The organism is Blautia sp. AM42-2 (assembly GCF_003480245.1).
Classification (GTDB): Bacteria; Bacillota; Clostridia; order Lachnospirales; family Lachnospiraceae; genus Fusicatenibacter; species Fusicatenibacter saccharivorans.
Genome location: NZ_QUIM01000002.1, coordinates 127,775 through 148,648, shown reverse-complemented (window position 1 = coordinate 148,648; position 20,874 = coordinate 127,775). Strand labels below are relative to the sequence as shown.

The window sequence follows — 20,874 nt, the reverse complement described above, 5'->3', positions numbered from 1 at the left end:
CTCAGTATTGTTGAAAAAATTGTAGCATTAAAGTATACTTGAAAGTCAATAGTTTTTTTTATTTTTGTCAAAATTTTTCTTTGACTTTTTCCGTTTCCGGTGGTATTCTGGTAAAAAATTATGATTACAAAAGGAGTAGCACTATGATCTGGAAAAACCAGTTTCTTCACCTCACAAATGGCGATGTTTCAGCTGTTTATGGGGATAGTGCGCTCTTTTTTAAGTAAACTTCACATCTTGTATTCTTAAAATCACACAGAAAATGCACGTATCTCCCCATCAGAATTTTACTATATTTTGACAAGGAGATTTTTTTATGTCTGAGAAAAATACCAGAAAACAAATACGAACTTTATATCTTATGACCACGGTCGGCTATTTTCAGATTGCGGCGGCTTCGTGGGTTGCACTGCTCGCACTCCGTGGATTTTCGCTGCTGCAGATCGGGATGCTCGAAAGTATTTTCCATATCGTGAGCCTCTGCTTTGAACTCCCCTCCGGCGTTGTCGCCGATGTTTTCGGGCGACGGAAAACGCTGATTGCAAGTCAGATGGCCTCCCTGATTTCCGGTACGCTGATGATTTTTTCCACCGGCTTTGCTACAACGGCGCTTGCGCTTGGATGCAGTGCGCTCAGCTATAACCTTGCATCCGGCACACGGGAGGCACTTGCGTATGACAGTCTGAAGCAGAACGGGGACGAATGGTTTTATGCCCGTTTTTCTTCTACCGAAATGATGCTGTACCGTATCACCAATTCCACCGCAACGCTCTGCGCAGGCCTTGCCCTGTGGCTGGGATACCGGCGCGCGTATGCGATTGATCTCTTCTTCGGGCTGATTGCGCTTGGCATTTCATTCCGCCTTGCGGAAGTAAAAACGGACGCAACACCAGTTCATTATCCTGTTGGACAGGAAATCGCTTCGGTTGTGCAGGAAAGCTGGCAGTTTCTTGTCCGTGAGAAAAAAGCAAGAAATATTATGCTGGTGAACGCACTCATCGGTGCCGTTTCCACGCTGGTTCTCTTCTTTTTACAGGCGAAGCTGCCACTCACCGGCATGAACAGCGCGCTGCTTGGACCTGCCCTCTTCGTGATGGGACTCGGCGCGGCACTGGGATCGCGGATGACGGCATACTTTCACAAATACCGCTACCGCGCGATTCTGCTGTTTAGTGCCATTGGTGTACTTTTCGCCTTTCTTATGAGCTTTACCGGACTGCCGGCCCTTATGGTCTTCGGCGGATTTATCGGATCCTTTTCCGATGATTTTCTTGAAGTCCGGACCGATATTCTGCTCAATGACATGATCCCGTCCAGGCAGCGGGCGACGCTGATGTCGGTGAACTCGTTTGTCTTTTCTATGATTATGATCGTCCTTTCCACCGTATTTGGATGGATCATGTGATCGTCAAAAATTTACTTTCATTGAAAAACGCTCATCAGTTTTTTGCTGATGAGCGTTTTTTCAAAAAATGATCAAACACCGCCGCTCCCTGCCAGAGCGCCATCCTGGGTCTGCGGGGGTGTGCTTCCCCCCTCCACATTCTCCACCACTTTTTCTTTCTTCAACCACTTCCAGACATCGCCATATACGCGGTACTTCTCTTTCTCGTTCAGTATTTCATGCCGCATTCCCGGATACAGCTTTCCTCTGACATTGCGGTACCCGATCAGCCGCATATGGTCAATGGATTTTTTAAAGCGCCGCACATTCACATAACACGGATCATCCCCGCCGGACAAAAACAGCACCGGCAGTTTCCGGTTTGTGCAATGCCATCCATGGAATCCATACGTCTCCTTCAGCAGATCATTCAGCGCAAAGAAAGCATCATCCGAAAACGTAAAGCCACAGAGTGGGTTTTCTTCATACTCCCGCACCACCTCCGGGTCCGAACAGCACCAGGCGAACCGGCTCTTCTCATCCGCAAACCGCGCCGCAAATGATCCAAACGACATCGCCTCCAGAAGATTGCTCCGATGCTCATCCCCGAGCACCGCCGCTTCCGCGTGTCCCACAGCCGCACCCAGCGGCCGCAGATAATTCTTGCTCGGTGAACCGCACACAATCAGCGCATCCAGCTCCTGGTCATGTTCCTTCGCGTATGCGCGCACAACCAGGGATCCCATACTGTGTCCCATCAGAACAAACGGAAGATCCGGGTACTCCTTCTTTGCCCACTTCGTGACAAGAAACAGATCCTCCACAAGTCCTGCGCCGCCTGCGCCGTACATAAATCCGAGGTCCTGATCCGACTTCACACTCTTTCCGTGCCCGCGGTGATCATGAATCACACACACTACACCGTGTTCCGCCATATATTCCATAAACGGCAGATACCGCTCCTTATACTCACTCATTCCATGGCTGAGCTGCAGAAGTGCCGTCCGCTGTACGCCCTCCTCCGGCTCCACTACAAGTCCGTCAAGAACCAGCCCATCCACCTTCGACTGAATCGTAAATTCTCTCCTCATTAGCTATTTCCCCTTTCTGCCGAAAACGAGTCGAAACGACTAAGCCTTTTCAGGCACGTTCTAACCTTCCATATCCTCCGAAATCTTCGGCGGAACCGCAAACGATGCCGTAATCCGATCGTAACACTCCTCGCACAGATCAAACTCATGCTTTTCCAGGTCCTTCCCGGAAAAGTACCCCCACGTCGTGTCGACCGAGCAGATCCCCTCCAGCAGCATTCCATTCTGTATTTTCATGCTTTTTCCGCAGCAGTTACACACCGCCGCTTCCAGCTCATTTGTGTTTTTGTTGTATTTCCGCATTTTTCTTCCTCCCGTGTATCAAAAAACGTTTCTTTCTTCGTTCCTGACACAAAACAGAAATCAGATTCTCCTGTGTCCTGTCGATTGTAACACATCTTTCCCGCCATTCCTACTGGGAATGAAAGGAAAGTCCTGTGCGTTAAATGCGTATACAATAACAATTTCTCTCTACCTCTTCGGAACCGATTCATCCGTCCGGCTCATCAGCACCGCATCCTCCTTGGGGAGATCGTAATACCCCTTCCTGAGGCCGTCCTGCACAAAGCCAAGACTCTCATACAGATTCCGTGCCGGCGTATTGCCGATGCGCACATCCAGATGAATCACGCGCACCTTTCTCTCCTGCATCCGACGGAACAGCTCTTCCATCAGTGCACGGCCGATGCCGCGTCTTCTCGCTTTTTCTGCCACGCAGACATTTGTGATCTCACTTTCATCAAAGGAAATCAGGATTCCGAGATATCCTAAAATTTCACCGTCCTCCTCTGCTACAAGAAACAGTGCGTCGTCACGGATCAGAAATGTAAAAAATCCGGTTTCTGTCCATGGAATCGAAAAGTTGGCCTCCTCAATCGGCATCACCTGCTCCAGATCGTTGATCTGCATTTCCCGGATTGTGATCATTCGCTCTTCTCTCCGTTTTTCTGTTTTTTCAGCACATCGGCATGCTTCACAGATTCCCGTTCGGCTCTTTCCCGCTCCGCCTGCGATTTTCTCAGGTATTCCGGCTCATGCTCCTCGGCCGTCTGAATCTTTCCTTCTTTATAATAAACCTCAGCCAGTGCTGCGACTGCGGCCGCTCTCTGGCGGTTCACGTGCGCCGGTGCAAACGAAAACGGAATCGTAAGAAGCTCCTGCAATTTTTCCCGGTAAACCGCAACGCCGTCCCCGAGGAAAATCACTTCGTGGTCGAGGCAGTTCAGGCCCTCCGCCAGTGCCTCAATGCTCATCGTATCCTGTTCCCAGACCGTATCGAGACGATGATCCGTGTAGCAGTAAACTCCGGTATAGACCTGGTTTCTTCTCGCATCCATGATCGGGCAGACAAATTTGTTAGTATCCCAGATATTGTACGCGATTGCCGCCGTCGTTGGAATGGAAATCAGTGGTTTTTCAAGTGCCAGACCAAGTCCCTTGGCTGTTGCAGAACCGATGCGAAGACCGGTAAACGAGCCCGGACCTCCGGCAACTGCAATCGCATCGATCGTCGAAAGATCCAGCTCTGTCATGTTCGAGATTTCATCCAGCATCGGAAGCAGAGTCTGGGAATGTGTTTTTTTATAATTTACGGTGTATTCCGCAAGCAGTGTGTCATTTTCAACAACAGCCACCGAAGCCACCAGGCCGGAGCTGTCCAGTGCAAGTATTTTCATAATTTTTTGTTTCCTTTCCGATATTTCCTTCCTGTGCAACTCATTTTGGCAGTCTGCCGGAAACAGGAATCTTTACGATTTCCTTTTGTTTTTCCACCACATTCAGGATTTTTTTCTTTTATTCCACCGTAATTTTCCGGTAATCAAACCCTTTCTCGAGGTCTTTTTCTATCGTAATCGAAATCGCACCCTCCGGGATCAGCTCTTCAATCAGTTCTGCCCATTCGATCAGGCAGACACCCTCACCGAAAAAGTAATCATCGTATCCGATTTCTTCCATTTCTTCTATATCACCGATCCGGTAAACATCGAAATGATAAAATGGCAGGCGCCCTTCGGTATATTCCTGAATAATGGTAAATGTAGGACTGTTGACTGCCTCTGTGATGCCAAGTCCTTTTGCAAAGCCCTGCGTCAGAACGGTTTTTCCAACACCAAGGTCTCCGTTTAATGTATAAATCTGGCCAGGCTTCGCCGCTTTTCCCAGCTTTTCGCCAAGGGCAAGCGTCTCCGACGCAGAATTTGTTTCTATAATCATATGCTTTCTTCTCCTCTTTTTCTGCCTATCATTTTAACACAAACAAAAAGGTAATACAACCGCAGAACGAAACCGCTTTTCCTTGTGCTTTTCCTTGCTTTTTCTATCTGTTTTCGCTATACTATGTATCAGAGTTTCGCGGCCCGAAAACGTCCCACTCCTGTTTTTTCGGCCCGGAAAACGCGGTAAAACACGCTCTGCGCTTTTGTCCGCGTAAATCAAAAAGGAAAGAGATCAAAACTGTTATGCTGACTGTAATGAAATTTGGCGGAAGCTCCGTCGCAGATCTTGCACACATCCGCAATGTAGCACAGCGCTGCATCGAAAAACAGCAGGCCGGAAGCCAGGTCGTTGTCGTTCTCTCCGCGATGGGAAAAACGACGGACGGACTGATTGCAACCGCAAAACAGATTACGGAAAAACCGTCACGCCGCGAGATGGATATGCTTCTTGCCACCGGTGAACAGGTTTCCGTTTCCCTGATGGCCATAACCATGATTCAGATGGGCGTCAGTGCTGTTTCTTTAAATGCCTGGCAGGTACCGATGCACACGACCTCCGATTATCAGAACGCGCGCTTCAAACGGATCGACACCGAGCGCATCCGTAAAGAGCTGGATGACAACAAAATTGTCATTGTCACCGGCTTCCAGGGGATCAACAAATACGATGATATCACAACGCTCGGACGCGGCGGCTCCGATACGACTGCGGTTGCCCTCGCTGCAGAGCTGCACGCGGATGTCTGTGAAATCTACACGGATGTAGACGGCGTCTACACCGCAGATCCGCGGATTGTACCGAATGCGCGCAAGATGGAAGAGGTAACTTACGATGAAATGCTGGAGATGGCTTCGCTCGGCGCAAAAGTCCTTCACAGCAGATGCGTGGAAATCGCAAAAAAATACGGCGTGGAACTTCTGGTCTGCTCCAGTCTGAACCGGAATTCCGGAACGATGGTAAGGGAGAAAACCAAAATGGAAAAAATGTTAATCAGCGGCGTGGCTGCCGACAAAAATGTGGCAAAAATCCGTGTTGCAGGCCTTGGCAACGATCCGGAGAGTACGTTCCGCCTCTTAAATTTACTGGATCGGAACAATCTGAACATCGATGTCATGATCCAGTCACTCGGAAAGGACGGCACAAAGTCCGTTTCCTTTACCGTTGCAAAGCCGGATATGCTGCGCACGATCGATGTGCTGAACGACAATAAGGATTCGCTCGGCATCAAAAAGCTGGATTATGATGAGAACGTGGCAAAGATTTCCGTCATCGGAGCCGGTGTCCGCTCCCATTCGGGCGTGGCTGCCAAAATGTTCGGCGCGCTCGCCAATGCAGGAATCAATACCGAGATGATTACCACCTCGGAAATCCGCATCACTGCCCTGATCGACGAAGCATACGCAGATCAGGCAATGCGTGCGATCCATGAGACATTCCTGGAGCGTGTCTGAAAAAGGGGGTTGACCCCTTTGATACCAGATTGCTGCGTGCTTTGCACTCCGGCAATCATCAAAAACATTCGTAATCCGCCCATTTTTCTTCGAAAAATGGCTGCTTACGTCTTATCAAGAAATCGTTTAAAAATCAGGAGGAAAACAATGATGTCTAACCCAATCGTTACAATTACTATGGAAAACGGCGATGTGATGAAAGCAGAGCTTTACCCGGAAATCGCGCCGAACACCGTAAACAACTTCATCAGTCTGGTAAAAAAAGGCTTCTATGACGGCCTTATCTTCCACCGCGTCATCCCAGGATTCATGATCCAGGGCGGAGATCCTGCAGGCACAGGCGCCGGCGGCCCGGATTACTGCATCAAGGGTGAGTTCTCCCAGAACGGATTTGAGAACAACCTCGCTCACACCCCAGGCGTTCTCTCCATGGCACGTACCATGTTCCCGGACAGCGCAGGAAGCCAGTTCTTCATCATGCACAAAGCCGCTCCGCATCTGGACGGCGCATACGCTGCTTTCGGAAAAGTAACAGAAGGCCTGGAAGTCGTAGATAAAATCGCATCTGTCAACACCGACTACAGCGACAAACCGCTGCAGCCGCAGAGAATGGCTACCGTTACCGTTGAGACCTTCGGCGTCGAGTATCCGGAACCGGAGAAATGCTAAGGATGAACGATGAACTGATGTTAGTTGAACCGTCGGAGGAATACTTCGCCGAGCTCGCCGCCTACCGGAACGATTTTCTGGAAAACAGCGATTCCATGGACGGCTGCGGACCGCTTCGCCGGTTTGATGATATGAAGGCGTATCTTGAAGATACCATGCAGTATACCAGAGAGGAGACTCTGCCGGAGGGCATGGTTCTCGCAACACAGTTTCTGTGCATCCGCAAATCAGACAACCGCCTTGTCGGCATGATTCAGGTGCGCCACTACCTGAACGATTTTCTGCGCACCTTTGGCGGCCATATCGGCTACTCTGTCCGCCCGTCGGAACGCAGAAAAGGCTATGCCTCCTGGATGCTGAAAAATGTGCAGCCGTACTGCAAAAGCCTCGGCCTTTCCGAAATTCTGGTCTGCTGCCTGGATACCAACGAGGGAAGCCGCAGAACGATCCTGAAAAATGGCGGCCGGTTCGACGGCACCGCTTATCGTGCCGATGAAAACAAAACACTGGAGCGTTACTGGATCACCCTGTGATTTTTAATCTTCCATTTCGCATAGCTCTGAATAGTTTCACAAATTTTTCTTGACATCCATGTCATTTCACTTTATAATTTGGAACTGCAAGCGAACAATTCTGTTCTTATGCAAAATATATGCCCCTGGTAAAAAACCGACGGACAGGCAGGGGTAGTTGCCGAGCGTGGTTAAGAGCCACATTATTGATTGCGTTAAAAGCGCAAATTTTATGAGTTGATTACTTTATAATCGATGCTCTACGACGAGCACATCATCTTATGAAACGGTCAATAAGAGTACGTGACTATATATTTCTGCATAGGAAAACAGGGAGAAGCCTGGATTTTTGTCCATCCCCTGAAGTTTGCACAATACGATCATGTATAAATTTCGATTTTTAGACAGATGATGCACGTCATCTGTCTTTTTTTCGTGCTTATAGCCAAAGATGAACCCAACACCATTTTCTGAAAAAGGAGAACCAAACAATGTCAAAAGTTATGATCATCGGATGCGGCGGTGTTGCATCCGTAGCCATTCACAAATGCTGCCAGAACAGCGAAGTATTTTCTGAAATTATGATTGCAAGCCGCACCCTTTCCAAGTGCGATGCTTTAAAAGAAAAGCTGGCTCCGACCACAAAAACCATTATCACAACAGCAAAGGTGGATGCCGACTGTACAGAAGAATTAATCGCCTTAATCAAACAGTATCAGCCGGATGCCGTATTAAATCTGGCTCTTCCTTATCAGGATCTTACCATTATGGATGCCTGCCTTGCATGTAAGGTTCCTTACATTGATACTGCAAATTACGAAGCAGAAAACACGGATGATCCGGCATGGCGTGCGATCTACGAAAAGAGATGCGAAGAGCTTGGCTTTTCTGCTTACTTTGATTACTCCTGGCAGTGGGCCTATATGGACCGTTTCAAGGAAGCCGGCATCACCGGTCTTCTCGGAACCGGCTTTGACCCTGGTGTCACCAGCGTTTTTGCAGCCTATGCACAGAAACACTATTTCGATGAAATTCACACGATTGATATTCTGGACTGCAACGGCGGCGATCATGGATATCCGTTTGCAACCAACTTCAATCCGGAAATCAACCTCCGCGAGGTATCCGCTCCCGGTTCTTACTGGGAAAACGGCCACTGGGTGGAAATTCCGCCAATGTCGATCAAACGGGAATATAACTTCGATGAGGTAGGCGAGAAGGATATGTACCTTCTTCACCATGAAGAAATTGAGGCTCTTGCCAAAAACATCCCGGGCGTAAAAAGAATCCGCTTTTTCATGACCTTCGGCCAGAGCTATCTGACCCATATGAAATGTCTGGAAAATGTAGGACTTCTCTCGACCACTCCGATTACCTTCAATGGACAGCAGATCGTACCGATCCAGTTTTTAAAAGAGCTTCTTCCGGATCCTTCCACTCTTGGTCCGCGCACCGTGGGTAAAACCAACATCGGCTGTATTTTTACCGGTATCAAGGATGGAAAAGAAAGAAGCATTTACATTTACAATGTCTGTGACCACCAGGAATGCTACCGGGAAGTAGAGTCTCAGGCGATTTCCTACACCACCGGCGTTCCGGCCATGATCGGAACCATGATGGTCGTGAATGGCCTCTGGAACAAGCCGGGTGTCTACACCACAGATGAATTCGATCCGGATCCGTATATGGAAGCACTCAACAAGTGGGGTCTTCCGTGGAAGGTCGTAGAAAATCCTGTTTTAGTAGATTAAGCCTATGTATAAGATAAACGAACTGCCAACTCCCTGTTTTGTCATTGATGAAGGCAAACTGGAAGAAAACTTAAAGCTCCTGCATCAGGTAGAAGAACGCACCGGTGCAAAAATTCTGCTGGCTCAGAAATGCTTTTCCTGCTTTTCGGAATATCCGCTGATTGGAAGATACATCAGCGGAACGACTGCCAGCGGACTCTATGAGGCGCGGCTTGGCAAGGAAGAAATGGGGCTGGAGAATCATGTGTATTCTCCGGCCTACCGCCCGCAGGATATGAAAGAGCTCGCACAGATCTGCGATCACATTATTTTCAATTCAGAAAAGCAGCTCCGAACGTACCTCCCTGTACTTAAGGCTTCCGGAACCGCAAAAGCCGGACTTCGCATCAACCCGGAATGCTCCACGCAGGAAGGCCATGCGATTTATGATCCCTGTGCGCCCGGCTCCCGCATGGGCATCCGCGCCTGCGATTTTACAGACGAACTGGCTGATCTTGTGGACGGTCTTCATTTTCATACCCTCTGTGAACAGAATTCGGATGATCTGGAAACCACGCTGCGCGCCGTGGAAGAAAAATTCGGCAAGTGGCTTTTTAAAATGAACTGGCTTAACATGGGAGGCGGACATCATATCACCCGTGAGGATTACGATATCGAACGCCTGATTTCCTGTATCAACCATATGAAAGAAACGTATGGTCTTCAGATTTACCTGGAGCCCGGGGAAGCAGTTGCCTTAAACGCAGGCTACAATGTCACGGAAGTTCTCGATATTGTTGAAAATAACGGAAAAATTTTAATTCTTGACACTTCCGCCGCCTGCCATATGCCGGATGTGCTTGAGATGCCGTACCGCCCTCCGCTCAAAGGCAGCGGACTGCCTGGGGAAAAGCCTTATACCTACCGCCTTTCCTGCAATACCTGCCTGGCGGGCGACGTAATCGGCGAATATTCCTTCGATTCCCAAATCCGGATCGGTGACAGACTGTATTTTGAAGATATGGCGATTTATTCGATGGTAAAAACCAATACCTTTAACGGAATCCCACTCCCTTCCATCGCGGTGATGGACAAAGCTGGAAACTGCCGAATGATAAAGGAGTTTGGATATGAAGATTTCAAAAACCGATTGTCTTAGAACCCCAAAAGCCGATGGCTTTTACATGCCGGGCGAATTTGAGCCCCACGAAGGCACGCTGATGATCTGGCCGTGGCGCCCCGGCTCCTGGAATTACGGAGCAAAAGCGGCAAGAGCGGCATTTGCAGAAATTGCAGAAGCAATTGCCGCTTATGAGCAGGTTTATCTTTTCGTCCGGCCACAGGATAAAGCATCGGCACAGGAACTGCTTTCCTCCGACCGGATTCATCTGATCGAAGCCCCGACAGAGGATGCCTGGGCAAGAGATACCGGCGCTACGTTTGTGGTCAACGATCAGGGCGGGCGAAGAGGCATTCAATGGGAATTCAACGCCTGGGGCGGCCAGTATGACGGTCTGTACTCCCACTTTGAACATGACCGTGAGGTTCCGGAACGAATCTGCAATTTTCTCGGAGATTCCTTCTATAATGCCCGCCCCTTTGTTCTGGAAGGCGGCTCCATCCATGTTGACGGGGAAGGAACCCTGCTTACGACCGAAGAATGTCTGCTGAGTCCGGGGCGCAATCCTTCTCTTACAAGAGCGGAAATTGAAGAAAAGCTGCGTCAGTATCTTTCGGTTGAAAAAATCATCTGGCTGCCTTTTGGTATTTACAACGATGAAACCAACGGCCATATTGATAATATGTGCTGCTTTGTAAAGCCAGGAGAAGTGCTTCTTGCCTGGACAGATGACGAAAACGATCCTCAGTATGCCAGAAGCAGGGCCGCTTTTGATCTTCTCTCCCATACCGTTGACGCGAAGGGACGAAGCTTTGTGATTCACAAGCTGCCCATTCCAAAGCATCCCATCTGTATTACAGAAGAAGATCTTCTCGGCTATAATTTTGAAGCTGGCGAAGACCAGCGGGAAGCCGGCGAACGTCTTGCCGCCAGTTATATCAATTTTTACCTTGCCAATCACTGTGTCCTTCTTCCCCGGTTCGGCGATGAAAACGACACCGTGGCTGCAGAAATTCTCGGAAAATGCTTCCCGGATCGACGAATCCTTCCGATCGATGCACGCGTCATTCTGACCGGCGGAGGCAACATTCACTGTATTACCCAGCAGATTCCGGCAAAGAAAAGAGGAAACAGATTATGCGAAATATAAAAATTGCCGCACTGCAGTTTTCGTGCTGCAGTCAGGTACAGGAAAATATAGACAAAGCAGAGACCATGGTCCGTGAAGCCGCTTCCAACGGAGCCAATCTCATCCTTCTTCCTGAATTGTTTGAAAGACCGTATTTTTGTCAGGAAAAGCGATACGATTATTATGATTATGCCATGCCCTTGACAGAAAATCCCGCCGTCCGGCGTTTTCAGGCCGTTGCCGTAGAACTTGGAGTCGTGATTCCGGTCAGCTTTTATGAAAGGGATGTTCAGCGCCTGTTCAACTCGGTTGCCATGATCGATGCAGACGGATCCATTCTTGGCGTTTACCGCAAGACTCATATCCCGGACGACCATTTTTATCAGGAAAAATTCTATTTCACTCCCGGGGATACGGGATTCAAGGTCTTTGAAACACGTTTTGGAGCCATCGGCGTCGGCATCTGCTGGGATCAGTGGTTTCCGGAAACAGCACGATGCATGGCCGTTCAGGGTGCTGAAATCCTGCTCTATCCTACCGCTATCGGAAGTGAGCCGATCCTGAATGTAGACAGCAGCGGGCACTGGCGACGCGTCATGCAGGGACATGCTGCCGCAAATCTTATTCCGGTTGCTGCTGCAAACCGGATTGGTACCGAAACCGTAACGCCCTGTGAAGAAAATGGCGGCCAGTCCTCTTCTCTTACTTTCTACGGTTCTTCCTTTATTGCCGATGCAACCGGTGAACTCGTGGCATCTGCCGGAAGAGATACCGAGGAAATCCTGTATGCTTCCTTCGATCTGGATGGCCTGCGCGAAGAACGTTTTTCCTGGGGGCTTTTCCGTGACCGGCGGCCGGAAACTTATCGTATCATGACGAAACAGTAAAGCTCTGTCTCTTCCTGTTGTAACTCTTCCTACAGCGGTGCGCTGCATCACATATTCTAACTACAAAGGAGAACCGCTATGCAATATGGAGTTTTATGTCTGCTGCCGCCTGCAGCGATGCTGATTTTTGCATTAAAAACAAAAAAATCTTTCGAAGCTCTGATTTTCGGAACCCTGGTTGCCTATCTCATCATGTATAAAGCGGCTTTTATCGAACCCTGGTGTGATCTGCTGCTTTCAGAAATCAGCAACGCAGATAACCAGTATATTCTTCTTCTCTGCGGACTGTTCGGAGGCTTCATTTTCCTGCTCCGCGAGGCAAAAGGAACACTTGGTTTTTCCAACCTGTTAAGCCGTTTCTGTAAAAATGAACGGATCACCATGATGATGTCGGTATTTCTCGGAATCATTATTTTTGTTGATGACTATCTCAACATCATGACCGTTGGAACCTGTATGAAGGATGTCTGTGACAAACGAAAAGTCCCAAGACAGGCGCTTGCCTATATCATTGACTCAACCGGTGCACCTATCTGTGCACTGATTCCCTTCTCCACCTGGGTGGTCTTTTATTCCGGTGTTTTTATTCAGGAACCGGACATTCTCAATATGGGCTTTTCCACCGGTATGAGTGTTTACTTAAAAGTGCTTCCTTATATGTTTTATCCCATGGCTGCCCTTCTGGTTGTGGTTCTGTTTGCCTGCAAACTGATGCCAAAGCTCGGAAAAATGAAAGATGCCTATACCGATCTGGAAAAGAAAGAGCAGACACCGGAGCATCCCAAAATGCACAATGCCCCTTCCGTTGACATTGCCATGGCCGGAATGAGCGTTGATTACCCGCCCGAAAATACCAATCCCGGAAATATACTGGATTTTCTGATCCCCATCGGTATTCTGATCGGTGTGACAGTAGCTACACAGGATATGATGCAGGCGATTATTCTTGCTCTTGCTTCCTGTATGATTCTTTATCTTCCGCGGAAAAAAATGACCTTTACGCGGTACGTGGAACTGTTCTTTGCCGGCTTTGCAGATATTCTTCCGGTTCTCGCCATTCTTCTCGCATCCTTTATGATCAAGACTGCCTGCGGCGAAATGGGACTCTCGGAATACGTCATCAACCTGTGTGTTCCGTATATGAATGCCAAAACACTGGCAGCTATTATTTTTGTTGTCATTGCAGTTCTGACCTTTGTCACCAGCTCTTTCTGGGGAATTGAGGCCGTAGCCGTTTCCATCGTTGTTCCGCTTGCCATCGCCCTTGATGCTAATGTACTTCTGGCGCTTGGCGCTGTCGTATCCGGCGGTGTTTTCGGAAGCCATGCATGCTTCTATTCCGACGCAACGGTTCTTTCCTCCGCGACCTGCGAGATTGACAATATGTCACATGCCGTGTCGCAGTTTCCTTACGTCCTGATCAGTGCTGCTCTCGCCGTATCGGGATTCTTAATCTGCGGAATTTTTGCTCTTTAAAGACACACAGGAAATTTCAACGAAGTTTCCTGTAAATTAAAAAAGCCTCCGACGATAGGATTTTTCTGAATTCGTCGAAGGCTTTTTGTTTTTTATTCTTTTACACTCAGCCGCACCAGCGCACGCTGCAGCTTGGCTTCAGCAATACGGTATTCTTTGTCTGTCAGACCGCCGTTTGCCAGCGCCTGCTCGGCCCTGTGTTTGGCAGCCTCGGCGCGCTCTGCATCAATATCCTCTTCCCACTCCCAGGTCGTTGCCAGGACACGGCAGACCCCGTTCATCATGGAAAGCATTCCGCCGATGCAGGCGGCATTTCTTCTCGTTCCGTCCTCCAGCACAATATGCGCCTCGCCCATACCGAGTGCAGTGCAGTAATTGCAGTGCCCAGGCAGAATTGCCAGGTCGCCGCTGATGGTTCTGCAGACAACGCGCGCTACGTCACCCTCATAGAGAAGTCCGTCCGGCGTGCCGACACGTAAAGGAAATGTACTCATACGTCATTCCTCCTTTACTGATTCAGTGCTTTTGCTTTTTCAAATACCTCGTCGATGGTACCTGCAAACAGGAAGCAGCTCTCCGGAAGATCGTCGCACTCGCCGTCGAGGATCATGCGGAATCCGCGCAGGGTTTCTTTTAACGGCACGTATTTTCCTTCCATACCGGTAAACTGCTCCGCTACCGAGAAGCTCTGGGACAGGAAACGCTGTACCTTACGGGCACGGCTGACCGTCAGCTTATCCTCCTCGGACAGCTCGTCCATACCCATGATGGCGATGATATCCTGCAGCTCTTTGTATCTCTGCAGCACCTGCTGTACGGCACGCGCTACCTCATAATGCTCATGACCTACGATTTCCGGTGTCAGAATACGACTGGTAGAATCAAGCGGATCAACGGCCGGATAAATACCCTGGCTGGAAATTTCACGGGAAAGTACCGTCGTGGCATCCAGATGGGTAAATGTCGTTGCCGGAGCCGGGTCGGTCAGGTCATCGGCCGGCACATAAACAGCCTGTACCGATGTGATGGAACCCTTTCTCGTGGACGTAATACGCTCCTGCAGTGCGCCCATCTCGGTTGCCAGCGTCGGCTGGTATCCTACTGCGGACGGCATACGGCCAAGCAGAGCCGAAACCTCGGAACCTGCCTGCGTAAATCGGAAAATATTATCGATGAACAGCAGCACATCCTGATTTTTCACATCACGGAAGTATTCTGCCATGGTAAGGCCGGAAAGTCCGACACGCATACGCGCTCCCGGCGGCTCGTTCATCTGTCCATAGACCAGTGCTGTTTTATCGATAACACCGCTCTCTTTCATCTCGTTGTAAAGGTCATTTCCTTCACGGGTACGCTCTCCGACACCGGTGAAAACGGAAAGTCCGCCGTGCGCCGTTGCCACGTTGTGGATCAGCTCCATGATAAGGACTGTTTTTCCAACGCCGGCACCACCGAACAGACCGATTTTTCCGCCCTTGGCATACGGGCAGATCAGGTCAACGACCTTGATTCCGGTTTCGAGGATCTCCGTTGCCGGAACCTGTTCCTCATAGGACGGCGGATCGCGGTGGATCGGCCATTTTTCTGCTGTTTCCGGTGCCGGCTTATTGTCTACGGTCTCACCGAGCAGGTTGAACACGCGGCCCAAGCACTCCTCTCCGACCGGAACGGCGATCGGGCCGCCCGTGTCGACTGCTTTCGTTCCGCGGACAAGTCCGTCTGTGGACTTCATGGCAATGCAGCGGACCATGTTGTCGCCCGTCTGCTGCGCCACTTCCACAACCAGCTTCTCGCCGTGGTTGTCTATCTCGATGGCATTCAGAAGTGCCGGCAGCTCTCCTTCCGGAAAACGGATGTCCAGAACAGGACCCGTTACCTGCACAACCTCGCCAATGTGTTTTTCACTCATTTAACGACTTCTCCTCACTTTTCTTGTTTCCACTCTTACACGCCTTCCGCACCGCCGACGATCTCCGTGATCTCCTGCGTAATGCTTGCCTGACGGGCACGGTTGTAATACAGATTGAGCTGTTCAATCATCTCCTCTGCATTTCCCGTTGCCGCCTCCATTGCGGTACGGCGTGCCGCAAGCTCACTTGCCACACTCTCACAGATACCGCCGTAGATCAGGCCGCCTAAGTATTCCGGCACAATCGCTTCGAATACCTCGACACCGTTTGGCTCATACAGGATCAGATTCCGGATTTTTTTCGCTTCCGGATCCTCTCCGTCCTCTTTTGCAATGTCAATCAGAGGCAGGATCGGCACGGAAACCGGCATCTGCGACAGCATCGACACGAATTTTGTGTAACAAAGCTCCACATGTCCGAAGGTCCCTTTCCGGAACTCACGGCACAGTGCGCGCGCGATCTCAAAACTGTCTGCCACAGAAAGATTTGCGATCTCGGCAAAGCTGTCCGTCAGGATTTCCAGCTTCCGGGATTTTGCATACTCCACTGCCTTTTTGCCGACCGGAACCACACAGATCTCTTTTCCTTTGGCATCTGCCTCAAAGCATCGGAACAGATTCGCGTTGTATCCGCCCGCAAGGCCGCGGTCTCCGGCAACCAGCACGTAGCAGCATTTCTCGTTTTTTGCCTCTTTTGCATAAATGGAATAAAATTCCGTGTTTCCTTTTGCAATATCCTGCAAAGTGCGGTACAGCTCCTGAAAATACGGACGGCAGGTATCAGCCCGCTCCTTCGCTTTTCGCAGCTTGGAGGACGCTACAAGTTCCATCGCCTTGGTAATCTGCATCGTGCTTTCGACACTTTTGATCCGCAGCTTTACGGCTTTCATGTTTGCAGCCATAGGCTCCTCCTTCTTTCCTTATTTTGCAGGTCTTGTATTGATAAAGTTTTCGGTGTACGATTCGAGCGCACTTTTCAGCTTCTCTTCGGTATCTGCCTCGAGTTTTCCGGTTGCGGAAATCTCCTGCATCACGGCAGCACCCTCTGCATCGGTATCAAGCCAGGTATACAGTCCGTCCTCATAGGCTCGGACATCCTCAGCTGCAACCTTTGACAGAATTCCTTTCGTTACCGCATAAAGAATGGCCACCTGTTTTTCTACCGGAACCGGTGCATTCTGGTTCTGTTTTAATACTTCCACGATACGCACACCCTGCTCCAGACGCGCCTTTGTATCGGCATCCAGGTCGGATCCGAACTGTGCAAAGCTTGCCAGCTCGCGGTACTGGGAATAGATCAGTTTCAGAGTTCCGGCTACCTTCTTCATCGCCTTAATCTGCGCATTTCCACCGACACGGGATACGGATACGCCAGGGTTTACCGCCGGCATAACGCCCGAGTGGAACAGCTCTGTCTCAAGGAAAATCTGGCCGTCTGTGATGGAGATGACGTTCGTCGGAATATAGGCGGAAATATCGCCTGCCTGGGTCTCAATGATCGGCAGTGCCGTCATGGAACCGCCGCCGTGTTCATCGTCCAGCTTTGCGGCACGCTCCAGAAGTCTGGAATGGAGATAGAAAACATCTCCCGGATAAGCCTCACGTCCCGGCGGACGGCGGATCAGCAGGGAGAGTGCACGGTATGCAACCGCGTGCTTACTTAAGTCATCATAAATGATCAGCACATCTTTTCCCTGATACATAAAGTACTCGCCCATGGCACAGCCGGAATACGGTACGATATACTGCAGCGGGCTCGCTTCGGATGCCGTCGCTGCCACGACGATGGTGTACGCCATTGCGCCGTTCTTCTCAAGATTTTCTACTAAGGACGCTACTGTCGAACGTTTCTGTCCGATGGCAACGTAGATACAGATCACATCCTTGCCTTTCTGGTTCAGAATGGTATCGGTTGCGATCGTTGTCTTTCCGGTCTGACGGTCTCCGATGATCAGCTCTCGCTGACCTCTTCCGATCGGAACCATGGAATCGATCGCTTTAATACCGGTCTGCAGCGGCTGATTAACACCTTTTCTCTCACAGATGCCCGGTGCCGGGCTTTCAATCGGACGGTACTCTGCTGCCGTAATCGGGCCTGCGCCGTCGATTGGCTGGCCGAGCGCGTTGACAACGCGTCCGATCATACCTTCTCCGACCGGAACCGAAACAACCTTTCCCGTTCTTTTTACAAGCTGTCCCTCGCTGATGTTCTCGCCGGAACCGAATAAAACGACAGATACGCTGTTTTCCTCGAGGTTCTGTGCCATTCCATAGCTTCCATCCTCAAATTCCAGCAGCTCGCCTGCCATGCAGTTCGAAAGACCGCTGGCTCTTGCGATTCCGTCTCCGACCATCAGAACGGTGCCTGTCTCATCCTGCCGGATCGCATTTTCATAATATTTGATCTGGCTGCGGATGACCTTGGATATTTCTTCTGGTTTCAGTTGCATTTTTTCCTCCTACACCACTGTATCGCTGATTCTTCTGGAAAGCTCGGCCAAACGTCCCTTTACGGTTCCGTCAAACAGCTTTCCGTCGAGCTCCACACGGACACCCGCCAGAACGGACGGATCGGTTTTCAGTTCCATCACGACCGTTTTTCCGCTCATCGTTTCCAGTTTTTTCTTCAGAAGCTCTTCCTGTTCCTTCGACAGGGATGCTGCACTCGTCACAACTGCCTCGGCAATGTTGTGCGCCGCAAAGTATCTGCGCTGAAACGCTTCCTGGCATCCGCCGAATTCCCGGAGAAGATTTTTTTCACACAGCAGTTTGATAAAATTGACCAAATACGGTTCCGCCTGGCTGCCAAATGCCGCGTCGATCAGCCCGATCCGCTCTTTTCGCGGAATCGAAGGCTCCGATAAAAGGCGCGGATACTCCGGATTTTCCCGGAACAGAGCTCGGATCTCCTTCATCTCGGAAAGGATTTCCTCTTCGAGATGCTCCTCCTGGGCCAGCTCATACAGGCTCCCACCGTATACTCTGGCAGTTTCTGTCATGATGCTTCACCTACATTCGATATAAATTCATCTATCAGCTTCTCATGGTCTTTTTCATTAATCTCACGTTCAATGACCTTTCCGGCAATATCCATGGCAATGCCGCCGATCTCGCCTTTGACTTCATTGACCGCTTTCTTTTTCTCCTGGGCAATCTCTTTTTCTGCCTTGTTTTTCAGGGCAGCTGCCTGTTCGGAAGCCTCTTTTACGATTTTCTCGCTCTGCAGCGTCGCTGTCTTTCTGGCGCTTTCGAGAATCTCGTTGGCCTTTGCCTTGGCCTCCTGCATATTCTGCTCATATTCCTCTTTGATGGCGTTGGCTTCTTTTTTTGCCGCCTCTGCGTCTGTAATCTCCGCATCGGCTGCCGCACGCCGTTTTTCCAGCATCTCATTGATCGGTTTGAAAAGGAACCGTTTGATCAGATACATCTGGATGAAGAGGTTGCAGATCTGTGCGATAAAAGTCCAGGGGACAATTCCTACCAGTTCCTGAACCTGCATAGTTTCTTTCCTCCTTGCAGTCATTTACTCCTTGCAACTATTTCAGGAAGTTCATGAACATTCCCGGTGCTACGAAGATCAGAAGCAGGCCGGTTACGAAACCGTAAATACCTGTGGTCTCTGCGATCGCACAGCCAAGAAGCATCGTACTTGTTACATCACCTTTGCATTCCGGCTGACGTCCGATTGCCTCAAGTGCCTTTGCTACGGCGTTACCTTCACCGATACCAGGTCCGATACCTGCGATCAGGGAGCATCCTGCGCCGATTGCGCATCCTGCGAGAGCGATACCTTTTGCTAAAATCTGAAAATCCATCTTGTTTTCCTCCTGTATTTTCTTTTTGTAAACCTCATTTTTTAATCTCTTTAGCCTTCCTCTGCTGCATTCGCAATGTACATGACAGTCAGCATACAGAAAATAAAGGCCTGCATCACGCCGGAGAACCAGTCAAAATAGACCGACAGAACAGCCGGAACACCGACATCCAGAATCGGGATCTGTGAAAGGGTTCTTCCGAGCACGCCGGGAAGCAGTCCCAGCAGCTTTCCGCTTGCCAGTGCCAGCGATCCGTAGATCAGGGCATTGATGACAACGCCGGAAAGAATGTTTCCAAAGTGACGGCACGCCATACTGATCGGCGTTGCGAGCTCCGACAAAACGTTAAACGGTGTCATAACCGCAATCGGAGTCGTGAATCCTTTCAGATATCCGCCAAAACCGTTGGTTTTGATCTTCTGTGTGGTGATCATGATGAAAACCACAACAGCCCAGGCCGCCTCGGTAGAAAGATCTGCTGTCGGACTTCGAAGTCCGATCAGACTGATCAGGTTTGAGACAACGCTGGTCGCGAAAAGTGCCGACACAAAAGGAATCAGATACCGGAATTTTTCTCCCATGTTGCCGATGACGAATTTATTTGCGGTCTCCACAATCATTTCTGCCACCGCCTGGCGTTTGGAGATGTTCCGTATCTTCAAATCTCTTGTGAGCCAGATGCAAAGTCCGGTAATGAGTGCCATTACAATCCAGCTTACCACCAGCGTTTCGCTGATCTGAATTTTCCCGAACAGCGGAAAATCGATCGGGATCGTAAAAAAGACTTTTGCACCGGAGATATCAACCTCCATTCTCTTTTCTCACCTCCTCTGTATGAGATAAAATAAAAAATTTGAACCTTTTGTCAAAGCGGATCTTCACAATCCGCTTCGCTGCTTGCTTATAACCGAATCGCTGCTTCGCAGTTTCGGTTTAAAAACGCCGTCCCGTCTTTGCGGCTTTCGCCTGAGATCAGGTTCAGCGCTTTATGCTGTTTTTTATGCCCATCAGCTTGATGACCGTTCCCGGAATTAAAAGCGGCAGGATTCCTGCAGCAAACTGGAAGCATGGAAGCACAATCGCCAGAACTGCCCATAGCATCTGCATCAGATTTCTCTGCGAATAGCTTGCCTGCATCCGCCGTTTTGCTCCCGCCTCGTCTGTCTCAGACACTGCTTTTTGTACTGCCATACCCATCAGGAAAAAGTTCAGCACCGCAACGGCACCGCCTCCGATTCCCCCAAGGATCACCCGATAGTCAAATGGGATTTTTTCCGGCCAGATCAGGTGCAGGATCAGAAACCCGACCCACATCACAACCACGCCGACAACAGTATAGATGGCAACATTTTTCGTCTCCTTTTTTACGGCCGGTTGGACCTTGTCTCTGAAATTGCTCATATCGCCTTGTTTCCTTTCTAAGGGATTTTCCCCTTAAAATCAGTCTGAAATCTTTTCTCTGCCACTTGATCTTCGTCAACTGT

General features: G+C 49.8%; 23 protein-coding genes. 9 read left to right on the top strand and 14 right to left on the bottom strand.

What is annotated here, in order from left to right; all coding sequences use genetic code 11:
- The first annotated feature begins 316 nt into the window (after nucleotides 1-316).
- Nucleotides 317-1,405: an MFS transporter gene (locus DW915_RS03785; protein ID WP_118741620.1), complete on the top strand. Its 1,089-nt coding sequence runs from the start codon at nucleotides 317-319 to the stop codon at nucleotides 1,403-1,405.
- Nucleotides 1,406-1,476: 71 nt separating this feature from the next.
- Here the strand turns inward: DW915_RS03785 and DW915_RS03780 are convergent, their stop codons facing one another.
- The 5 genes from DW915_RS03780 to tsaE form a co-directional block, all read right to left on the bottom strand.
- Nucleotides 1,477-2,475 (bottom strand): alpha/beta fold hydrolase, encoded by a 999-nt coding sequence (locus DW915_RS03780; RefSeq protein WP_117802075.1) that lies wholly within the window; start codon nucleotides 2,473-2,475, stop codon nucleotides 1,477-1,479.
- A gap of 60 nt (nucleotides 2,476-2,535) precedes the next feature.
- Nucleotides 2,536-2,778 carry a hypothetical protein gene (locus DW915_RS03775; RefSeq protein WP_117802074.1) on the bottom strand — a complete coding sequence of 81 codons (243 nt, stop codon included), beginning with the start codon at nucleotides 2,776-2,778 and terminating at the stop codon, nucleotides 2,536-2,538.
- Between the two features lie 168 nt (nucleotides 2,779-2,946).
- Nucleotides 2,947-3,402, bottom strand: coding sequence for a ribosomal protein S18-alanine N-acetyltransferase (gene rimI, locus DW915_RS03770; protein ID WP_243001879.1), 456 nt, complete (start codon nucleotides 3,400-3,402; stop codon nucleotides 2,947-2,949).
- The gene (tsaB, locus tag DW915_RS03765) at nucleotides 3,399-4,151 is read right to left on the bottom strand and encodes a tRNA (adenosine(37)-N6)-threonylcarbamoyltransferase complex dimerization subunit type 1 TsaB (RefSeq protein WP_055220568.1); all 753 of its coding nucleotides are present in this window, start codon (nucleotides 4,149-4,151) and stop codon (nucleotides 3,399-3,401) included. The genes rimI and tsaB overlap by 4 nt, the downstream gene beginning before the upstream one ends.
- A 118-nt stretch (nucleotides 4,152-4,269) precedes the next feature.
- Entirely contained in the window at nucleotides 4,270-4,689 is a 420-nt protein-coding gene (gene tsaE, locus DW915_RS03760) for a tRNA (adenosine(37)-N6)-threonylcarbamoyltransferase complex ATPase subunit type 1 TsaE (RefSeq protein WP_022462246.1), read from the bottom strand.
- Between the two features lie 245 nt (nucleotides 4,690-4,934).
- Here tsaE and DW915_RS03755 point away from each other — a divergent pair, with 245 nt between their 5' ends.
- From DW915_RS03755 to DW915_RS03720, 8 genes are all read left to right on the top strand, one after another.
- On the top strand, nucleotides 4,935-6,143 hold the full coding sequence (locus tag DW915_RS03755; RefSeq protein ID WP_022462245.1) for an aspartate kinase: 1,209 nt from the start codon (nucleotides 4,935-4,937) through the stop codon (nucleotides 6,141-6,143).
- A gap of 150 nt (nucleotides 6,144-6,293) precedes the next feature.
- Entirely contained in the window at nucleotides 6,294-6,812 is a 519-nt protein-coding gene (locus tag DW915_RS03750) for a peptidylprolyl isomerase (protein ID WP_055227969.1), read from the top strand.
- 2 nt (nucleotides 6,813-6,814) lie between these two features.
- Nucleotides 6,815-7,345 carry a GNAT family N-acetyltransferase gene (locus tag DW915_RS03745; RefSeq protein ID WP_158581014.1) on the top strand — a complete coding sequence of 177 codons (531 nt, stop codon included), beginning with the start codon at nucleotides 6,815-6,817 and terminating at the stop codon, nucleotides 7,343-7,345.
- 470 nt (nucleotides 7,346-7,815) lie between these two features.
- Nucleotides 7,816-9,075 carry a saccharopine dehydrogenase family protein gene (locus DW915_RS03740; protein WP_022462242.1) on the top strand — a complete coding sequence of 420 codons (1,260 nt, stop codon included), beginning with the start codon at nucleotides 7,816-7,818 and terminating at the stop codon, nucleotides 9,073-9,075.
- A 4-nt stretch (nucleotides 9,076-9,079) separates the two neighbouring features.
- Nucleotides 9,080-10,213 (top strand): carboxynorspermidine decarboxylase, encoded by a 1,134-nt coding sequence (nspC, locus tag DW915_RS03735; RefSeq protein WP_117802072.1) that lies wholly within the window; start codon nucleotides 9,080-9,082, stop codon nucleotides 10,211-10,213.
- The gene (aguA, locus tag DW915_RS03730) at nucleotides 10,185-11,324 is read left to right on the top strand and encodes an agmatine deiminase (RefSeq protein ID WP_117802071.1); all 1,140 of its coding nucleotides are present in this window, start codon (nucleotides 10,185-10,187) and stop codon (nucleotides 11,322-11,324) included. Before nspC ends, aguA begins: the two co-directional genes overlap by 29 nt.
- Nucleotides 11,312-12,190, top strand: a complete 879-nt coding sequence (gene aguB / locus DW915_RS03725; protein WP_117802070.1) for an N-carbamoylputrescine amidase — start codon at nucleotides 11,312-11,314, stop codon at nucleotides 12,188-12,190. Before aguA ends, aguB begins: the two co-directional genes overlap by 13 nt.
- Before the next feature lie 78 nt (nucleotides 12,191-12,268).
- The gene (locus DW915_RS03720) at nucleotides 12,269-13,666 is read left to right on the top strand and encodes a Na+/H+ antiporter NhaC family protein (RefSeq protein ID WP_117804720.1); all 1,398 of its coding nucleotides are present in this window, start codon (nucleotides 12,269-12,271) and stop codon (nucleotides 13,664-13,666) included.
- A gap of 92 nt (nucleotides 13,667-13,758) precedes the next feature.
- Here the strand turns inward: DW915_RS03720 and atpC are convergent, their stop codons facing one another.
- The 9 genes from atpC to DW915_RS03675 all read right to left on the bottom strand — a co-directional run bounded on the left by atpC (nucleotide 13,759) and on the right by DW915_RS03675 (nucleotide 20,791).
- Nucleotides 13,759-14,160 (bottom strand): ATP synthase F1 subunit epsilon, encoded by a 402-nt coding sequence (gene atpC / locus DW915_RS03715; protein WP_022462237.1) that lies wholly within the window; start codon nucleotides 14,158-14,160, stop codon nucleotides 13,759-13,761.
- Between the two features lie 14 nt (nucleotides 14,161-14,174).
- Nucleotides 14,175-15,575, bottom strand: coding sequence for a F0F1 ATP synthase subunit beta (atpD, locus tag DW915_RS03710; protein WP_022462236.1), 1,401 nt, complete (start codon nucleotides 15,573-15,575; stop codon nucleotides 14,175-14,177).
- Nucleotides 15,576-15,610: 35 nt separating this feature from the next.
- Nucleotides 15,611-16,477, bottom strand: a complete 867-nt coding sequence (atpG, locus tag DW915_RS03705; RefSeq protein WP_055227962.1) for an ATP synthase F1 subunit gamma — start codon at nucleotides 16,475-16,477, stop codon at nucleotides 15,611-15,613.
- Nucleotides 16,478-16,495: 18 nt separating this feature from the next.
- The gene (gene atpA, locus DW915_RS03700) at nucleotides 16,496-18,025 is read right to left on the bottom strand and encodes a F0F1 ATP synthase subunit alpha (protein ID WP_055220549.1); all 1,530 of its coding nucleotides are present in this window, start codon (nucleotides 18,023-18,025) and stop codon (nucleotides 16,496-16,498) included.
- Nucleotides 18,026-18,034: 9 nt separating this feature from the next.
- Nucleotides 18,035-18,574: an ATP synthase F1 subunit delta gene (gene atpH / locus DW915_RS03695; protein ID WP_022462447.1), complete on the bottom strand. Its 540-nt coding sequence runs from the start codon at nucleotides 18,572-18,574 to the stop codon at nucleotides 18,035-18,037.
- Nucleotides 18,571-19,074, bottom strand: a complete 504-nt coding sequence (gene atpF / locus DW915_RS03690; RefSeq protein ID WP_022462448.1) for a F0F1 ATP synthase subunit B — start codon at nucleotides 19,072-19,074, stop codon at nucleotides 18,571-18,573. Before atpF ends, atpH begins: the two co-directional genes overlap by 4 nt.
- Before the next feature lie 37 nt (nucleotides 19,075-19,111).
- The gene (gene atpE, locus DW915_RS03685; protein WP_022462449.1) at nucleotides 19,112-19,390 is read right to left on the bottom strand and encodes an ATP synthase F0 subunit C; all 279 of its coding nucleotides are present in this window, start codon (nucleotides 19,388-19,390) and stop codon (nucleotides 19,112-19,114) included.
- A 50-nt stretch (nucleotides 19,391-19,440) separates the two neighbouring features.
- The gene (locus tag DW915_RS03680) at nucleotides 19,441-20,202 is read right to left on the bottom strand and encodes a F0F1 ATP synthase subunit A (protein WP_022462450.1); all 762 of its coding nucleotides are present in this window, start codon (nucleotides 20,200-20,202) and stop codon (nucleotides 19,441-19,443) included.
- A gap of 166 nt (nucleotides 20,203-20,368) precedes the next feature.
- Nucleotides 20,369-20,791 (bottom strand): hypothetical protein, encoded by a 423-nt coding sequence (locus tag DW915_RS03675; protein ID WP_055220539.1) that lies wholly within the window; start codon nucleotides 20,789-20,791, stop codon nucleotides 20,369-20,371.
- Nucleotides 20,792-20,874 lie beyond the last annotated feature (83 nt).

Bases quoted from the DNA above. Each gene is read 5' to 3' on its own strand.
- aguA (WP_117802071.1), top strand. From the start codon at position 10,185: ATGAAGATTTCAAAAACCGATTGTCTTAGAACCCCAAAAGCCGATGGC.
- DW915_RS03750 (WP_055227969.1), top strand. From the start codon at position 6,294: ATGTCTAACCCAATCGTTACAATTACTATGGAAAACGGCGATGTGATG.
- DW915_RS03755 (WP_022462245.1), top strand. From the start codon at position 4,935: ATGCTGACTGTAATGAAATTTGGCGGAAGCTCCGTCGCAGATCTTGCA.
- DW915_RS03745 (WP_158581014.1), top strand. From the start codon at position 6,815: ATGAACGATGAACTGATGTTAGTTGAACCGTCGGAGGAATACTTCGCC.
- rimI (WP_243001879.1), bottom strand. From the start codon at position 3,402: ATGATCACAATCCGGGAAATGCAGATCAACGATCTGGAGCAGGTGATG.
- atpD (WP_022462236.1), bottom strand. From the start codon at position 15,575: ATGAGTGAAAAACACATTGGCGAGGTTGTGCAGGTAACGGGTCCTGTT.
- aguB (WP_117802070.1), top strand. From the start codon at position 11,312: ATGCGAAATATAAAAATTGCCGCACTGCAGTTTTCGTGCTGCAGTCAG.
- tsaB (WP_055220568.1), bottom strand. From the start codon at position 4,151: ATGAAAATACTTGCACTGGACAGCTCCGGCCTGGTGGCTTCGGTGGCT.
- atpF (WP_022462448.1), bottom strand. From the start codon at position 19,074: ATGCAGGTTCAGGAACTGGTAGGAATTGTCCCCTGGACTTTTATCGCA.
- DW915_RS03780 (WP_117802075.1), bottom strand. From the start codon at position 2,475: ATGAGGAGAGAATTTACGATTCAGTCGAAGGTGGATGGGCTGGTTCTT.
- atpA (WP_055220549.1), bottom strand. From the start codon at position 18,025: ATGCAACTGAAACCAGAAGAAATATCCAAGGTCATCCGCAGCCAGATC.
- DW915_RS03680 (WP_022462450.1), bottom strand. From the start codon at position 20,202: ATGGAGGTTGATATCTCCGGTGCAAAAGTCTTTTTTACGATCCCGATC.
- tsaE (WP_022462246.1), bottom strand. From the start codon at position 4,689: ATGATTATAGAAACAAATTCTGCGTCGGAGACGCTTGCCCTTGGCGAA.
- atpE (WP_022462449.1), bottom strand. From the start codon at position 19,390: ATGGATTTTCAGATTTTAGCAAAAGGTATCGCTCTCGCAGGATGCGCA.
- DW915_RS03740 (WP_022462242.1), top strand. From the start codon at position 7,816: ATGTCAAAAGTTATGATCATCGGATGCGGCGGTGTTGCATCCGTAGCC.
- DW915_RS03720 (WP_117804720.1), top strand. From the start codon at position 12,269: ATGCAATATGGAGTTTTATGTCTGCTGCCGCCTGCAGCGATGCTGATT.
- DW915_RS03675 (WP_055220539.1), bottom strand. From the start codon at position 20,791: ATGAGCAATTTCAGAGACAAGGTCCAACCGGCCGTAAAAAAGGAGACG.
- nspC (WP_117802072.1), top strand. From the start codon at position 9,080: ATGTATAAGATAAACGAACTGCCAACTCCCTGTTTTGTCATTGATGAA.
- atpG (WP_055227962.1), bottom strand. From the start codon at position 16,477: ATGGCTGCAAACATGAAAGCCGTAAAGCTGCGGATCAAAAGTGTCGAA.
- atpH (WP_022462447.1), bottom strand. From the start codon at position 18,574: ATGACAGAAACTGCCAGAGTATACGGTGGGAGCCTGTATGAGCTGGCC.
- atpC (WP_022462237.1), bottom strand. From the start codon at position 14,160: ATGAGTACATTTCCTTTACGTGTCGGCACGCCGGACGGACTTCTCTAT.
- DW915_RS03775 (WP_117802074.1), bottom strand. From the start codon at position 2,778: ATGCGGAAATACAACAAAAACACAAATGAGCTGGAAGCGGCGGTGTGT.
- DW915_RS03785 (WP_118741620.1), top strand. From the start codon at position 317: ATGTCTGAGAAAAATACCAGAAAACAAATACGAACTTTATATCTTATG.